Genomic DNA, 17130 nt, shown 5'->3' with positions numbered 1-17130 from the left:
TATGAAAGAGTTGAATACAAGCCTAGATCGGGCTTAGCCCGCTTTCCACCAACGTTCCATAAAGCTGCTGCCATCCAAGTCCAGGTTCGAGCCGAACTTCTCAGGCGTGCCGACAGTTGGGCGCGTGCCAAAGACATAAGAGGCAAACATCGGGAACGCGACGCCACCTTGATTGGCCACGATGTCCTGCAGTTCGCCATACATCTCGCGGCGCTTGTCGGTGTCCAGTTCTGCGCGGGCTTCGACCAGAATCTTGTCGAATGTCTCGTGCGACCAGAAGGATTCATTCCAGGCCACACCCGACTGGAACGCCAGTGAGAACATCAGATCCTCAACCGGACGACCTGCCCAATAGCTGGCGCACCACGGCTTCTTGGTCCAGACCTCGGACCAGTAACCGTCATTGGGTTCACGCTTGACCGAGACATTGATCCCGCATTTCGCTTGCGAGTTCGAGATCAGGGTCGCCGCATCCACCGCCCCGGCAAAGGCCGCATCCGATGACGACAGTTCAACATCCAGCGACGATAGACCTGCTTGTTTGAGGTAGAATTTCGCCTTGTCGGGATCAAAGCTCTTTTGCTCCAACGCGCTGTTGAAATACCGCTGGCCGGATCCGATGGGATGGTCGTTGCCGACCTCGCCATAGCCTAACAGAATCTTGTCGACCAGTTCCTTCCGGTCGATGCCCCATTTGACCGCCTGGCGCACGTTGTTGTCATTAAACGGCGCGGCATTGGTCAGCATTGGGAAGGAATAGTGCTGTGTCCCTGCCACCGAATGCAGGTTGATCGCCGGGTTTCGGGTGATGAACTTTGCGGTTTTGGGGTCGATCTTGTCAGCCACATCAACAGTACCTGCTGTTAACGCCGCGATGCGGGTAGTGGCATCGAGGAGCACAAAGAGCTTCCATTCATCAACATAGCCCGCTGCATCGTTCCAATGGTTGGCGTGGCGTACCAGATCAGCGGACACACCGGGCTGGAAATCCTTGAGCTGGTAGGCGCCACAGCCGATGCCCGATTGCCAGTCAATGCTGTCGCCCTCGGCAGGTAGGATCGCAAAGCGATAGTCGCTCAGGATGGCGGGGAAATCTGCGTTACCACCCTCCAGCTCGAACACAACTGTGCGCGGACCATCCGCGCGCAGGGCTTTGACGCCAGCCAGCAAGGGCGCCCCAGTCGAGGTTGTCCCCTCTCCCCGATGATAGTTGATCGAGGCAATGACATCCTCGGCGGTCACGCTGCGACCGTTGTGGAACTCGACCCCATCGCGCAATTCAAAGGTCCAGACCGAGGCGTCAGGTGAAGCCTCCCACGATTGGGCAATCGACGACTGGACCGTGCTGTTGGCGTCGATGACGGTCAGAAACCCGTTCATGCCCAAGCTCAGCGGGATCAGGAACCCGGCCGAAATCTGGCCCGGGTCCAGCTTTTCGGTGGTCGAGCCATGACCGATGCCTGCGGCCAGCTGGCCGCCACGCTTGGGTGTTGCCGCCTCGACCCGGTCGGCCAGCATCGTCGCAGCAGTGACCGTCATGCCAGTGGCCAGAACGCCGCGCATGAACTGACGTCGATCCAGTTGGCGAGTTTGTAGGCGCTGTTCCAGCTGCCGCAGATATTGAAACTTGTCCATCCGTTGCCTCCCTCGGGTCCAAAGCTTTGAGAGAAACTTACGAATCGACGCTTCGTTAACAATTGCGCTAAGTTATGCTAAATTTAGCTAGTTTAAGCGAGTCCTGATGACGACCGATCTGCCCTTCAACCTACAGCACCTGTGTGCCAACCACCCGTCCGTCGCGGCGGTATGTCGGGAAATTGGCATCAATCACCAACAGTTCAGCAAGTATCTTTCGGGGCGTAGCCAACCTTCGCCCAACAACCTTCGCAGAATAGCAAGGTTCTTTGGTGTCGAAGAGACAGTGTTGTTGGGCCCTCACCCCGAATTGCGCAGACAAACCGCGCGGACCGCACGGTCCAGAACCGAGCTCCGGCGCGACCCACTGATTGACGCGTTTCCAGGGGATTTTTCCCGGTTACGCGCGTTTTTGGGATCTTATCGCGTGTTCTTTTGCGCCCCTAACGACCCGTCCAAGGTTGTCGTAAATGCAGCTTTTCTGGATGAGCGCGATGGCCTGGTCTTTAGCCGTGTTGTTGAAACGCTTGTTGATTCCCGTTCATCGGCGCGTCGCTGGACACGCTGTGACGGCAAGGCGTCTTTCACGGCGGGACAACTGTTTATCGTCGACAAGGAACGCGGCACCGATGCGCCGCTCAGCTTATACATCCTGAACAAGCAGCACCGAGATCGCTCTGGGAATCTGTTTGGCACGATGTCGTATCTGGCTTCGCTGGCCGGACGGCAGCCGACGTCATCCGCTGTTGTTTGGGCCAAAGTGCGCGCTACGACGCCTGTGCGAAATTTGTTTCAAGACTGCGGGATATACGAGCTTCACAGTCAAATCGTGCCACCGAAAGTGAAGCAATTTCTGACAAATCAAACCTAGGTCTCTGGTTTTGGATAGGTTGCGATAAATATGGAAGTCGCCCAGCAATCCAACGGTCCAGCGGGGCGTGATCCCGACTGGAAACACGCGCGATTTTTCACCCTCTGCATTCGAGCGCGTCGGCGGTCAAAGGCGAGTAACAGAACCGGATCTAGGTTGGGTCGTCTAGCAACGCGCTCTGGTAACCGAAAAGCGCAGGCAACCCACCTGTATGAAGCATTACAACTTTCTGTCCGGGTTGAATTTCTCCTGTACTCACCAAATGCAATAGCCCTGCGAAGGTTTTGGCTGAATAGACGGGATCAAGGAAGATTCCTTCGGTGCGCGCCATTTTTTCCAAGGCCGCACGGGTCATTCCACTCATTTTGCCATAGCCGGGGGAGAGTGCGTCATCCAATACGTTGATCTTGTCCTGTAACGGCACTGCGTCGATATCCAGCAAATCGGCCAGTTTCCGAAGTACGGTGCCCATTCGGGCCGTTTGTTTTTCTCGATCGCGGCGCACGCAGACGCCGAATACAGAGGCTGCATTTTCTTCCACGGCCATTCCCGTCAACACCCCACCATGCGTGGCTCCACTCCCCGACGGGACGATGACCGCTTCCGCATCTGGCATCTGCCGACACAATTCCTGTCCGGCGGCGACATAGCCCAAGGCGCCCAAGGGTGGATGGTTCAATCCCAGATGAATGACATAAGGTTTGCGCCCCTCAGATTTCAGTTCGTCGGCGCGCGCGTGCAGCGCAGCGTCTGCTCCGGCTTCGTCTTCACCTTCGGGATAACTCATGTGTTCGGCGCCCAAGATCTTTGCCAACAGCACATTGCCAGAGCTGTAATACTCTTCGCCCATATCCGGCACACGTTCTTCCAGTTGCAAGACGGATTGCATGCCCAATTTGGCGGCAGCGGCAGCAGCAGATCGAACAAAGTTGGACTGAACAGCGCCGGTGATCAGAATAGTATCGGCCCCTTGTTCCACGGCATCTCCCAAGTAGAACTCTAGCTGCCGTGTCTTGTTGCCACCGAACCCAAGACCGGTGAGATCATCGCGTTTCAACCAGAGGTCTATGCCCAGCTCCGACGACAGCCTGTCCAACCGATCCAAGGGTGTAGGACCTGACATGAGTTGGGCTCTTGGAAACCTGTCCAGAATGCTCTTTTGCGTCATCTTCTGCCTCTCGACTTTATGCGATCGTAAATGCGCGATGAAAGAGAACACCGCAGGCTAGAAAAGAAACCACTCTAATAGCGGTGGTAACGAGCGTCTGCGGCAAAACCGGCCTCACACGTCGGCCAATCAGGCTACTGATCAATGTCAGCGCAACGAAGCCCCAGATTTGCAGGCCATAGCCGAATGCTTGCGGCGTTGACAGGCTGTGCAACAGGAATGCGGTACCATAGCCCACCAAGGCGATAGGTTGGACCAGCTTTGCGACGTCTTTGGCGCCGCGGCCTTTGGCAATCAATCCAAAGATCATAAGTGGGCCGGGTGTCGCGGCCCAAACGGTCGCCAACCCTGACAAACAGGAAATGGTTAGGAACCCGGCCGTGCCAACAGAGCGGCGCAGGGGCAGCAAGGTCGTAAGAAGCCCGATCAGCAACAGGCTGGCCGTCAGGGCAAGGACAAACGCTTCGGTCAACCAGGGATAGACAGCGAGACCGACGACCACTCCGGCGAGGCAACCGATGATTGCCGTTCGAATGGTCTGACGGTCGGTGTTCAGCACATGTCGATTCGTCGCGACCACCGAAACAACGGTGTTCAGCAGCAGCAAAACGGGAACGGCCGTCGACGTGCCGAGCAGTATCATCATTGGCGGGCCCGCAATTATGCTGAACCCGATTCCAACGCCGACTTGCAGCATTGCGCCAAGGCCTATGGCGACCATCTGGATGGCAAGGTCAACGGACACTCAGTTTCCCCATGTCGCGTGTGTTACGGCTGAAACCTTATGTCCAAGGCATGTTGCCAGCATAGGGTTCGCGCGTCGCAACGGTATGGGCCATCTGCGCCAGTGTCGTCAAATCGAAGACTGGAAGTTGCAGTTCTTGCTGAAGTCGCGCGGCATATGGCGGCAAATCGGTACATTCCAGTACCAATGATCGGATGTCCAGAGCTTGGTTTTTCAGTCGCCGAGCGGCCCCAAGAACCTCGGCTTCGATCAGATCTGTGTCCATGCGGGTCCGTGTGTTCCGCAAGATCACCTCTGCGAATTCGCTGGTGTCCTCCAGCCCTTGTACCGCAACGGGAATACCTGCCGCTCCGACACCTTCGAAATGCCTCGGTGTCAGTGCCGATGCATCAGCGGTCAGCACACCAACTGGCGCGTTTGCTCCGGTCATGTGAAAGGCCAGGGGCACCTGGATCAGGCTGGACGCAAAGACGGGCACGGACACAGCTGCGGCAAGTTCCTTTTGAAACAGGGCCAGAAAACCACAACTTCCTGTGATGGCCCGAACGCCCTCAGCTTCAAGCCTTTTTGCACCTTCTATGAAAGGAGCGAGCAACTCGGGCGTAGGGTTGTTCAGCAGGGTCGGGACGGTGATGCCGTCGATCATTTCATAGAGCACCGGAAACGGCAGGCTGGATGGGTTCTTGATATGCCCCGGTGGTTTCGGGAAATAGCTTTCAAGGCACAGAACCCCGATCGAAGCCCCGCAGATGTTCTGACCGCCTTCGTAGATTGGCATGGTGCTTGGATCCTTTCGAATTGAAGATTTAGAAGCGGGCCAGCGAGAATGCATCCAGGCTGATATTTGGGCTGCGGTCAGACACGATGTCCGCCACAAGCTCTCCGGTTTTCGGAGCCATCATCAGGCCGTAGTGAGAATGCCCAAAAGCGGCGTAGAGCCCGTCCATGCCGTCGATCGGCCCAATCGCTGGTAAGCTGTCTGGGAACGACGGGCGTCGCCCCATCCAGAACTGCGCTTTGTCAGTATCGAGGTCGGGGACCATGGCTTTTGCCTGTTCGGTCAGGATCTGTTCCTTGCGCGGATCCGCGGGGGCATCGATGCTGGCGAATTCGGCGGTACCGGCAACTCGCAGACCGCTGTGCATCGAACTTGCAACAACCTTGGCATCCACATCCATGACCGAGTTATTCAGAACGGCTGAAGCGCATGGGAATTCTACGTGATACCCCCGCTCGGCCACAAGCGGAACGGGCAAGCCCAATGGTTTCAACAGATCCGCAGACCACACCCCGGCGGCAAGGATGACATGATGCGCATGCAGGGTCGCTTGCGGCGTGGCAAGATGCCAGCAACCATCCGGGGCTCGGGTCAGCTTTGTGACTTCGGTTCGCACAATCTCGGCACCTTGAGCACGTGCTTTTTCAGCCAGAACCGCACCGACACGTCCCGGAGAGGTTGCACGTGCTTGGCCTTTGATCACGATTGCGGCCTTAAAATCCTCGGACAAGGCAGGTTCCAGGTGCCGCAATTCCGCGCCGTCGACACGTTCGAGATCACCACCTTTTTCCCGGCGGATCAGATAACCCAGTCCGCCCAGATCAGCCTCTTTCACGTGGCGGAAAGCGTGGATATAGTAGCTGTCGGCGATCAGGCTTTCATGTCCGGTTCCGTGTAGGTGTCGACGATACAGATCAATGGATGGGCGACACAGGATCTCCATCGCATCGGACACTTCGCGCACGGACTTCTCGTCGGACTTGCCCAGAAAGCGCATCCCCCAAGGGATCATCTTGGGCCAAAATGACGCTCGAACCGACAATGCGCTTTTGGGATCCAGCAGCATTTTGGGGAGTTTCTTCCAAATGCCCGGAACGGCTTGAGGAATGATCGACCACGGCGACACCACTCCGGCATTGCCGAACGACGTTTCCTGCCCCGGGTCGCCTCGGTCCACAAGTCGGACCGGGATGCCCCTTTCTTGCAGGGACAATGCGCAGCATATGCCAACGATCCCTGCGCCGATGATTGTAACTTGTTCGGTCATCACATCAGGCCGGAGATTGGCTGCGATTGCGTGCGATCAACTGAGTGACGATGACAGGCGAAGCCACCGCCAATGCAATCAGATCGGCGGTCAGGCTAGGCGCGACAAAGATCACACCCGAGATGGCCAACAGGATACGCGACATCACGTTCAGCGGCTTCAGCCAGTACCCTACCACGGCCGCAGAGAGAGCGATGACCCCAGCGATACAGCTGGTCGCAGTGTAGGTGAACTCCCACAGGTTGAAGCCTGTTGAGGACACGAACAGCAGAACCGGCGCATAGACAAAAGCCATTGGCGCGATCACCTTGCCCAACCCCAGGGTAAAGGCGGACAAGCCTGTCCTGAAGGGGTTGGAGTTTGCAATGGCCGCAGCCGCGTAGGCGGATGTACAGACCGGAGGCGTGATCTCGGACACCACGCCATAGTAGAGAACAAACAAATGGCTTGCGATCGGTGGAACGCCGAGCTGTGCGAGCGCAGGCTGCGCGACAGAAACCAGCATGATGTACAGCGCGGTGGTCGGGATACCCGCCCCCATCAGGATGCAAACCACGGCAATGAACACCAGCGAAATGAACAGTTGCAGGTCTTCCATCGCAAACAGTTGGAAACTGCCGAACGAAATCATGTTGTAGAGATCAGCAGCCAGATTGCCTGCGCCTTGCGTTACCATAAAACCGATGCGGAAGCCGATGCCGGTGGTATTGATCACGCCCACCACGATGCCAACGGCAGCGGCTGCGGCACCCACGGCCAGCGAATATTTCACACCCAGTTCAACCGCCTGCAGCATCTCAGGCACCTCGATGCGCTTTTGCGGATTCAGGGTCGCAATCAACGACAGGCCGCACAGAATGGCCGTCATGGTCAGGTCAAAACCACCGTCCGAGAATTTCCAAAGCACAAATGCCAGGAACGCGGCCGCGTAGATCAGTGTCGGCGGTTGTTTGATCCGGGACATGCCGGCAATCACCGCCAACGAAATACCGCAGAAAGCGGACATGAATGGGGTGTAGCCTGTGAACAGCACGACCAGCAGGCCGATCAGTGGCACGATATTGGCCCAGCCTTCGGCCCAGACAGCCTTGAGTTGCGGCAATTGCTCTTTCGCCAGCCCCTGCAGGTTCAGCTTGCGAGCCATCAGGTGCACCACAGCGAAGACCCCGACATAGTGCAGGATGGCCGGAAAGATCGCGGCAATCACGATGGTGGTATAAGGAACCTCAAGAAACTCGGCCATTATAAAGGCCGCAGCCCCCATGATCGGCGGCGTGATCTGTCCCCCCGCCGATGACGCGGCCTCAACCCCGCCAGCAAAGTGGCCCGGATAGCCCAGGCGTTTCATGTTGGGAATGGTCAGTGCCCCGGTTGAGACGGTGTTGGCCACCGAAGAGCCCGAGATCGTACCGAAGAAGGCCGAGGAAACCACCGACACCTTTGCCGGGCCTCCGGTATAGCGTCCGGCAAGGATGGTGGCGTTGTCGATGAACAATTGCCCCAGACCGGTGCGCTGCGCGATCACACCAAACAGCACAAAGTGAAAGACGATGGTCGAAACAACCCACAACGTGACGCCGTAGATTCCCTCTTGTGGAAAGTACATCGACGACACGAAGGTTTTGAAGTTCACACCGGGATGCTGCAGCAAGCCGGGGAAATACGGACCCAGCAAGGCGTAAGAGATGAAGACACAGATGATCAGCGGCAGTACCCAGCCCAAAGTGCGACGCGCGATGTCCAGCACCAACAGGATGATGATAACCCCCAGCACTACGTCGTAGGTGTTGGGGTTGCCCATTCGGAACGTCTGTTCCTCGATCCCAAGGGCCGGGATACCGCGCCAGGCCATGCCCACATACAGCGCTGCAACGATGCCAAGCGCCATGAAGACCAGATCATAGAGGGGGATGTTGCCGATGCGGAACCGGCTGACTTTCAGCGCATAAAGGCTTTGCGATCCGATGATCGGAATGGTCGCGTAAACCAGAATGAAAAGCAGAGCCAGGTAGATGCCCATGTGCCAGTGGTCTGCAGGCAGGCCAAACCCGGCTGTGAAGAATTCGTAAAATGCCAGGATCAGGGCAACGACGCGGAGGACCTTGCCAGTGGTTGGTGTGACTTGCCGGACAGCGGCGCCTTCGTCGAACTGTTCCTCGATGGCGGCCAACTCTTCGGCCGTCAGTTCGTGGTCATCAAGTTTCTGGGTCTCGGACATGATGTGCCCCTGATTTCGCATAATTCAAGAGTGCGGTGCCCCGCATGAGGGGCACCGGCAACAGGTTTCAGTCGGTTGCGATTACTGAAGCAGACCAGCTTCCTTGTAGAACTTCTCGGCACCTGGATGCAGCGGGACACCCAATGCTTCGACACCGTCCAACGCTGTTTCAGCGGTAATCTGCTTGCCTTTGGCATGGCCGTTGTCCAGCAGCTTGCGGGTGTTGTCGTTCCACATCGCCTTGGTCAACTGATACACCAGATCCTCTGACAGATCCGAGGACACAACAAGCATGGCGCTGACCGCAGGGGTCTTGGTCTCCGCGTCGATACCTTCATAAACCCCGCCTGGAATGGCCGATGGGATATAGGCCGGGATGATCTCGTTGATCTTTGCCATGTCTTCGTCGGTAAAGGAATGCAGGTTCATACCCTTGGTCGAGGACAGTTGGACCATTGCGGCAACCGGCCAGCCTGCGGCATAGAAATAGGCGTCCAGCTGACCGTCGGCCAGGCGCTCGGCGCTTTGGCTGTTGTTCAACTCGGCTTCGTCCATGTTATCACGGTTGACGCCCCAGGCATCCAGCATCTGCAGCACGGCAACCTGTGTGCCCGACCCAGCCTGAGCGATGCCGACGCGCTTGCCTTCCAGATCACCCAGATCGTTGATCGTCGATCCGGCTGGCAGCACCAGGTGCAGGTCTTCAGGAAACAGGTTGGCCACAATGCGCAATTTGGGGTGCGGTTTACCTTCGAACTTACCCTCACCCAGATACATAGAGCGGGTGACGTCAGCAGCTGCCAGGCCGGCCTCAAGCTCGCCATTCTGCACGGCGGCGTTGTTGAAGACCGAGGCGGTGGTTGACTGCGCGATGGCAATCAGACCGGGAACGCCACACTGACCACCCTGATCACAGGGGCGCGAACCCGGAGGGGCCGAAATACCGTTTGCGATGGTCCCGCCGATGGGGAAATAGGTGCCGCCTGCACCACCGGTGCCAATGCGGAAAAAGGTCGGGTTCTGCGCCAGAGCGGGGGCTGCCAGAGCACCTGCCAACGCAAGGCCAGCCAGGCTTTTCACAAATTTCATCTTAGTCTCCCTTGTTGGATCGTTGGATTCGGTTCCGCCGAATTTTCGATCTTTGAAGCCTAGAGAAACTACGCATAAATACAAATTTGTTATATTTCACAAAACTAAACTTTACCTTATACATCTTTGCATGAACCTGACACAACTCACTGTATTCCGTGAAGTGATGGAAACCGGCTCCATCTCGCAAACCGCGAAGAAACTAAACCGTACTCAACCCGCCATCAGCCTTGCGTTAAAGAACCTTGAAAAGACGCTGGGGCTACCACTGTTCGAGCGAAAGGGGCGGCGATTGGTACCTGTACCCGAAGCCCATTACCTTTTGGCTGAGACCACAGGTATTCTCGATCGCCTCGCAGCGATCTCCAGCACAATGGAGGGGCTTATAAAAGGGCATTCCGGCAGCCTCAACATTGCTACAATGCCAGGTCCATCCGCCTTCTTGTTCCCGCGCTATATCAGCCAATCGGTCGGCGAGAACCCCGAAATACGTATCACATTGTCTACGCGCAGTTCGCCGCAGATCATGGAGCTTGCAGGCACGCAGAACATTGATTTCGGCTTCGCAGACTTCGAGCATTCAGACGGGAAAAAGCCTCAATACTCAACAGAACTGATCCGGGCAGATTGTTTTTGTGCCGTAGATAGAGACAGTCCGCTTGCTTCCCACAAGAAGATAAACGTTTCCGACCTTGACGGGTGCCCTATGGGAGGGCTGCACCCCACGCATCCATTCCAACGCAAAATTCGACAAGAATTTGAGGATGTATCCGCTGACTACAACCCAACGGTGACCTGTCAGTACTTTCTGCCTTTGATACCCTTTGTAAGTTCCGGTCAGTGCTACTCAATCGTGGATCCGTTGACCGTGGCGACAGAACGTGAACTAAACCTGTCAAACGGAAAGGTCGCGTTTTTACCATTCGAGAAACCGCTAAGATACGAATACGCACTTCTTGAGCCCGACCACCGACCGCCATCTCAACTGGCTTTGAAAATCAAAGCGGGCTGGAAAGCCGAGGTGTTAGCGCGGTTGGAAAGCGTGAAGGCCAATCCTCATGCAATTGGCATGGATCAAGCAGGAAGTGGGCAGAGTTAAATTGCTTTGTCTTTTCAAGCAGGCCGAACCGCAGCGGGCTGAATGCACTCCGGTGGGCGCTGCCAAAAGCGCACTCGCCCTGACAGATGCGGCGAATTTGGCGACTGAACCCGCTTGGCGAAGTAACGTCGACAGATGGACTGGTATTGAACATCTCAACCAGCCCATGATGGCGTCGACTATTCCGGGGTGCCTGTGAATGCGAGGTTCTCGGCCAGTTGTTCGTCCAGTTCCAAGAGTTTCTTACGCGCTCGAACATGTTCACGTTCGGCCCTCGACTGGGCTTTGGTCAAAACAGAGAGGGTGGCCCGTCCGCCAAACCGGGAAAGAGAATTGGTAAACGAACCGCCAAATTCAGAAAGCAGGGAATCCTCGGCCGAAAGAATTGCTTCGCTACTTCCGGGGTCTCCCTGGCGCCCCGCACGTCCAGCAAGCTGCCGGTCGATGCGCCGTGCGCTATGACATTCCGTCATGATGACGTGCAGTCCGCCTGCCGCCCGAGCCTGATCATCCAACAGGATATCTGTACCACGTCCAGCCATGTTGGTTGCAACAGTCACAGCTCCGCTTCGCCCCGCATCTGCAATGATTGCAGCCTCATCCGCATCCTGGGCTGCGCTCAGGACACGGTGGGTCACACCATGTGCGGTCAACACTGCGCTGGCGGCTTCGGATGCTGCAACTGTACGGGTCCCGATCAAGACGGGGCGGCCTTTGGTTGAAAGCTCTTTTGCCCGTTTTGCAACGCGCGCCCATTTAGTTGCGGCGCGGGCAAAAACCTGGGGGGGATATGTTCGACGGCGTGACCGTTTGTGCGTGGGGATAGAAACAACCGGCAATCCGTAAACGGTCCAGAATTCTCCTGCAGCTTCGGTCGCTGTACCCGTCATTCCACCAATGTGGAGGTACCTTTGAAAAAAGCGTTGAAACGTGATCTGCGCAAGTGTGACGCGACGCGTGGTGATGTCCACTTGCTCTTTTGCTTCGACGGCCTGATGAAGCCCGGCTGACCATGAGCGATCTGGCATCACCCGACCGGTATACTCATCAACAATTTCGACCTTGCCGTCTCGAAGGATGTAATGTTCGTCCAGGTTGTGCAGGTGAATGGCACTTAGGGCGGTTCGAATGGTATCGTCCAGGATCGGCGTCGGCCGCCAGCGCTCGGGCATCATATCTGTGCTTTCATCAAGATGATCGTGACCCGCAGGCGTCAGTTCGATTTGGCGGCGAAGCCTGTCCAGGCGAAAATCTTTACCTTCTCGCATCTGCGATGCGATGGCGTAGGCAGAACGGGACGCTTCTGCTTCAACCTCGGCATCCGAAGGCGGAACCGAAAGGATAAGCGGTGTGCGGGCCTCGTCGATCATTACGCTATCCACTTCGTCCACGATGGCAAATTGCAGGCCAGGAAGCAGGAGTTGTGTATTCTCGAAATAGGCGCGTGCGCCCAGACCAATGTCGCCAGTGCGCCCACCCATTGCAACGCGATCACGCAGAAAAGAAAAGGCAACCTCTTTGCCCGACGCATAAACAATATCAGCGTCAAAGACATCGCGACGTTCATCGTTTGAACAATCTGGTACCACCGCTTCGCACGTAAGACCCAAACGCGTGTAGAGCACTCTCATTGTCTCGGCATCACGTCCTGCGAGATAGTCGTTTGCCGTGATCACATGCACACGCCGTCCCGCCAATGCAGCAGTTCCTGCCGCAAGTGTAATGGCAAGCGTCTTACCTTCACCTGTCTGCATTTCGGCAACCGCACCATTCAATACGGCGCGTGCACCCAGAATCTGGGTGGCATAGTGCCGTAGGCCAAGCTCACGTCCGGCGCATTCACGAACCAAAGCAAAGCACTGGACCAGAAGCGCCTCTCGCGGTTTCGCGCGCGCCGCACGCAAACGATGCGCGACCTTCTTGATTTCAGCGTCGAGCTGATCGTCGGTAAGATCTGCGAACTTGCGCCCACGAGAAAGAACTCTCCAGGCAAAAATACGCGAAGGTCTGGCCTGAAGACGGCGACGCGGCAATGTGGTAAACGACTCGACCCACAGGTCGAGTTTGGACTTTTTGGGCTGGACTGCTGCCCGCGGATAAAAAGCCCCGCCAGAGTGGGTTGGAAATGTGTCAGACATTGAGATCCCGCAAGAAAACCTGACGCACTGCGCGCAAAAGCTGTGAGCCCAAAGGCGTCGAGCCATGATCAAAGCGAACCGAGACCCGTTCACCCAATGCCCTGAGTGGACGCCCATCAGCAGGCAGCACATCAATCACAAACACTGTGCCAACTGGGGTCAGTGGTTTGTCAGCTGTTGGGTCGATTGGAATGGGGCCACCGGCTTCGGTTGCCAAAGCAGCGCTTGGTAGAACCGGCACAGCCGCAGGTGTTCCACGGCTCAGACGCGCCGGAATGGCGTCCAGGGGGGCGCTGGATCGGCGCATTTGGACGTTGTCGATACTACGGCGCAACAGATCGATGTTCGCCTCAGGAATGACGACACGCACAGTACCGGGTTCGTCACCAATAACCCAGGCCAGTGCCTCTCCCTTTTGGACAAAACGCCCGACCAGGTCGTCGCCCGCCGGTAGCAGCAACTGCCCGGCAACAGGTGCAGTTACGATCTGTTGACCACGCCGTTCAATGGCCAGATCGCGCTCTTCTTCTGCCAACCCCAGTTCTTGCGCGATCAAATCCGCCTGGACCCTGTCGCTAACCAAAGCGTCAAATCGACGGAGCCTCAGTTCCTCGATACGCGCTTCAAGCTGTTGAACACGAGCGTCAAGAAGTGGGTCGGTGATACGAAGAATGGGATCGCCCTGGGCCAGAATCTGACCCGGCTGGGTAAGAAGCTCTTCGACGAAGCCGTCTGCTCCACTGACCGCACGAGACTCTTCCGGAGCCCGAACCACTCCACGTGCGATTGTGGCCGATGGAACTGGTTGTACAAACAGCGCCCAGAAAATACCGCCCGCCAAAACGCCGGTTACCAACAGCGCCCGAGTACGGTGACCCTCGAGTCGAGGGCTGCCTAAAACAAAGCGAACGCCCTTTACTGCGGGAACGACCAGCAGCAGGACACCCGCCCAAAACGCCAAAAGCAGACCCACCTCAAAGAACATTCCGGCGACAAGCAGCATGATCGTGAGCATGATAAGATAGCGATATATCAGCGACAGGGTTCCATAGGCCAAGAACCAGGCGGCCTCGCCTCGGGCCATGACGGGCGAAACCGCAGTTTTCATGCCAAACAGATATCGCTGTGCAAGGTACTGAAGGTATTGGGTAGAGCGAGTGCCCAAATTCGGAATTTCAACCAGATCCGCCAGCACGTAATACCCGTCAAATCGCAAGAGCGGGTTGCCGTTGAAAAACAGCGTCGAAATCCCAGCCAGAAGCATGACGTTCATGACAACGGCCCGCAGAAGACCGGGTTCAATCTGCACCCAAAGGATTACGGCTGCCCCAGCCAGGAAAAGCTCGACGACAATGCCGGCTGCAGCAACCGCGGCGCGCTGCCATTTGGAACGAAAGGCAGAAGACGCCGAGGCATCAACATAGGGGACCGGCATGAAGACAAGAAACATTATCCCGATCTCATGCACCTCTCCGCCCCAATGTCGGACCGCATAGGCATGGCCCAACTCGTGGATGGTTTTTACGAGAGGGTAAATGGCAATAATTATCAGGATGTTACCGGCTGTCAGCGCCCTGTCGGCAACATTGCTCTGAAGAGCTTCAAAGTTCTGGAGCGCGACAAAGATCCCGCCGCCGACGACCGCCAACCAAAGCAGGACCCCGAACCATGAAAACAGCGGTCGGACCAACCATGATGTGGCCTGGATGAAATTGTCTGGATCGATGACCGGAACCCGGATCGCAAGCGGGTTGCGAAAGCCAGCAAGACGTTTTTTGCGGTCTGCCTCACGACCGCGTTGCTGAATGCGCTCCATGTCAGGCGGAATGGCGGCATGCAAAACATCAGCTCTGTGCAGCCTGATCAAAAGTTGGATCACGTCATGCTGTGTCGGAAGATCGTCCCCCAAGGCGTCTGCCGTTGCTCGCCAGATTTCGTCCAGGGTCCGGCGACCATTCATCAACCCGATGATACGCCACGCGGTTTCAGAAGCACGCATGTAGGCTCCGCTGGCGTGATCTTCGATGACGTACCAGACTTGCCCGCGAAAGACCGACCTATGGACCTCTGCATGTGTCCGTAGCCTGGGTTTCAGATCTGCAACCCGATACCAGGAGGGGCTATGAAGCCCAGCAGTCACGGAATCCAACGCCAGAATGTCATACGCGCCCAATTGCGAATATCATGAGTCCAAATCGCCGGGATCGGTCTTTCATCGATGGTAATCTTCGCAATCCCCTCCATGCCCGGGCGCAAAAGCTCTGTCTTTTCGGTAAGCTGAGCGTCCACGCGGAACACGTTGCGTCCATCTTCGACGCCGGCAACAGAGGTCACGCGCCCGGTTTCCATCCCGAATGTCTGGCCAGGCAAGGCAGTCAGAACCACTTCGCCAGACAGTCCTTCGGTCGCCAGCGCCAAATCGCGTTCATCCACGGACAATATCAACCGATAGGAATCCAAGGGTGCGATCTCGTAGAGAACCTGACCGCGCGAAACGGGAGCGCCAACGGATTGGCCTAGATCACCTGACAGCACAACCCCGTCAAAGGGCGCGCGCATTTGTGTCCGGTCAAGGCGTTCTTCCAGCAACGCAATTTCAGCTTCGGTCTGGCTGATCTGGGTCGCAGAGATACCAATCGCAGCTCGGTCTCTTTCAGCCAGGGCTGTTTCGTATTCACGCTGTCTTTGGGCCCGAACTGTATTCCAGCGTGCAATTTCCAAACGAAGGTCGCGGTCATCTAACGTCGCCAGGATATCCCCTGACGCGACAACATCCCCGGGTATCGCAGCCGCAGAGGCGACGTAACCGTCCAGCGGAGAGGCAACAACCCGACGAATTTCACCCTCGACCCGGGCATCTGCGGTTATGTGAAAGGTTGCCGTCGTGTTCCAGGCCAGAACTCCTGCAGCCACGGCAAGCAGGATGGCGGCTTTTAAACCTGCCTTTCGGGGGCCAAGAACCGCAACAACGCCACGACCAATCGCAGCCGCAATCTTGATTGGAAGGGCGCGATCGTTCAGTCTTTTTTCTTCAAGGACCGGACCAAGGATCCCGGTGACTGCGGTTACCAATTCAACTTCTTCATCGCGAAATGGGCTATTGCCGCCGCGCTCCAGGACGATGGCCCCGGTCACCTGCCCACTGCGACGAAGCGGGACGGTCATGATCGCGCGAGGTGCCCCTGACCATATCAGTTCTTGATGCGCAGCCGTTAGCGTCAGCGAGTCGTCGCCGTCCTGGGGCATTCGGATGAGGCTGCCCTGGTCGATTGCTTCGTCCATACAGTCCGCGATCCTCTGAACCAGTTCGGAAGAGGCGGAAAAGCTGCCACTGTGCGACAAAGAAACGACCTTGGATCGTCGAAAACGCCTGCGACCCAAGGCAACCCGATCGCATCCAAGACGGTCGCAAAAATCAGTAATTGCTGTAGACGCAGCAACAGACCAACGCGGTTCATCCAAAGTGTCGGCCAAAAGTTCAACGGCTGCCCGCGCTCTCGCCTGGGTAAGTGCCCCCTCACGCAAGTCACGGGCCATCAACCCGAGTTCGATAGCTGGCAGTGCCCACTTCACGTCTTCAACAACGCTGCGCAGGTCAAGATCAGCTTTGACAGGCAACTGAACTGCAACAACCCCGTACAGAGCGCCATCGCGAAGTATTGGAACACCGATCGCACAGCAGGTCGCTCCGCGTTCTTGATACCCGCTTTTTACGATCGGTTTTCGTTGAGCAATCGTCAAATCTACTGCTGCGACAAGACCTTCGCCGGGTTCTGAATCGTTTGGCGCACGAGCTGCAAGTTTGTAAGGGCCAGTATCACGCGGACCCAACGCCAAGATAACGACATCTGCTCCAAGGCGTTCTTGAAGATGGCCTGACCAAGTTGTCCATGCCAAACCCTCTTCGGCATCGGCGGCAAACACGTGCGCTGTGTCGCTTGCGCCACCAACCGGCTCGCCTGTCAGTTCCAAATCTGATCGCGTGTCCACCACTGTCTCCCTTGAGGCAGGATTTCCCCGATGCTTTGTCAAGTCAACGAATTATGCCTGTTTTTCGATGCTTACCCGGTCTTGATGCAGATGCACGACACCGCTCCGTTCATTCAAGGACGGGTGGAAGCT

At 56.8% G+C, this 17130-nt stretch carries 12 protein-coding genes; 2 read left to right on the top strand and 10 right to left on the bottom strand.

Features of this window, described 5'->3' with window-relative positions; all coding sequences use genetic code 11:
- Nucleotides 1-33 precede the first annotated feature (33 nt).
- Nucleotides 34-1635 (bottom strand): ABC transporter substrate-binding protein, encoded by a 1602-nt coding sequence (locus TRM7615_RS20705; RefSeq protein WP_108791282.1) that lies wholly within the window; start codon nt 1633-1635, stop codon nt 34-36.
- A gap of 106 nt (nt 1636-1741) precedes the next feature.
- Between TRM7615_RS20705 and TRM7615_RS20700 the strand changes: the two genes are divergently transcribed.
- Nucleotides 1742-2506, top strand: a complete 765-nt coding sequence (locus TRM7615_RS20700) for a helix-turn-helix domain-containing protein (protein WP_108791280.1) — start codon at nt 1742-1744, stop codon at nt 2504-2506.
- A 151-nt stretch (nt 2507-2657) separates the two neighbouring features.
- On the opposite strand, the gene TRM7615_RS20695 is transcribed toward TRM7615_RS20700, so the two are convergent.
- From TRM7615_RS20695 to TRM7615_RS20670, 6 genes are all read right to left on the bottom strand, one after another.
- Nucleotides 2658-3629, bottom strand: a complete 972-nt coding sequence (locus TRM7615_RS20695) for a D-cysteine desulfhydrase family protein (RefSeq protein WP_235824163.1) — start codon at nt 3627-3629, stop codon at nt 2658-2660.
- 61 nt (nt 3630-3690) lie between these two features.
- Nucleotides 3691-4419, bottom strand: a complete 729-nt coding sequence (locus TRM7615_RS20690) for a TSUP family transporter (protein WP_108791276.1) — start codon at nt 4417-4419, stop codon at nt 3691-3693.
- A 37-nt stretch (nt 4420-4456) separates the two neighbouring features.
- The gene (locus TRM7615_RS20685; RefSeq protein ID WP_108791274.1) at nt 4457-5197 is read right to left on the bottom strand and encodes an aspartate/glutamate racemase family protein; all 741 of its coding nucleotides are present in this window, start codon (nt 5195-5197) and stop codon (nt 4457-4459) included.
- A 28-nt stretch (nt 5198-5225) separates the two neighbouring features.
- Complete coding sequence (locus TRM7615_RS20680) at nt 5226-6464, bottom strand: NAD(P)/FAD-dependent oxidoreductase (protein WP_108791272.1); 1239 nt, start codon at nt 6462-6464, stop codon at nt 5226-5228.
- A 4-nt stretch (nt 6465-6468) separates the two neighbouring features.
- A complete protein-coding gene (locus TRM7615_RS20675) occupies nt 6469-8682 on the bottom strand; it encodes a TRAP transporter permease (RefSeq protein WP_108791270.1) in 2214 nt (737 codons plus the stop codon).
- An 81-nt stretch (nt 8683-8763) separates the two neighbouring features.
- Entirely contained in the window at nt 8764-9771 is a 1008-nt protein-coding gene (locus tag TRM7615_RS20670) for a TAXI family TRAP transporter solute-binding subunit (protein WP_108791268.1), read from the bottom strand.
- Between the two features lie 130 nt (nt 9772-9901).
- Between TRM7615_RS20670 and TRM7615_RS20665 the strand changes: the two genes are divergently transcribed.
- Complete coding sequence (locus TRM7615_RS20665) at nt 9902-10870, top strand: LysR family transcriptional regulator (protein ID WP_108791266.1); 969 nt, start codon at nt 9902-9904, stop codon at nt 10868-10870.
- A gap of 179 nt (nt 10871-11049) precedes the next feature.
- Here the strand turns inward: TRM7615_RS20665 and TRM7615_RS20660 are convergent, their stop codons facing one another.
- From TRM7615_RS20660 to TRM7615_RS20650, 3 genes are all read right to left on the bottom strand, one after another.
- Nucleotides 11050-13008 carry a preprotein translocase subunit SecA gene (locus TRM7615_RS20660; protein WP_108791264.1) on the bottom strand — a complete coding sequence of 653 codons (1959 nt, stop codon included), beginning with the start codon at nt 13006-13008 and terminating at the stop codon, nt 11050-11052.
- Complete coding sequence (locus tag TRM7615_RS20655) at nt 13001-15007, bottom strand: efflux RND transporter periplasmic adaptor subunit (protein ID WP_235824162.1); 2007 nt, start codon at nt 15005-15007, stop codon at nt 13001-13003. Before TRM7615_RS20655 ends, TRM7615_RS20660 begins: the two co-directional genes overlap by 8 nt.
- Nucleotides 15008-15144: 137 nt before the next feature.
- Nucleotides 15145-16998: a GAF domain-containing protein gene (locus TRM7615_RS20650; protein ID WP_235824161.1), complete on the bottom strand. Its 1854-nt coding sequence runs from the start codon at nt 16996-16998 to the stop codon at nt 15145-15147.
- Nucleotides 16999-17130 lie beyond the last annotated feature (132 nt).

Origin of the sequence: Falsiruegeria mediterranea M17 (assembly GCF_900302455.1) — a bacterium.
GTDB lineage: Bacteria > Pseudomonadota > Alphaproteobacteria > Rhodobacterales > Rhodobacteraceae > Falsiruegeria > Falsiruegeria mediterranea.
The sequence above is the reverse complement of the archived record's forward strand: the minus strand, read 5'-3'. Positions and strand labels throughout refer to the sequence as shown.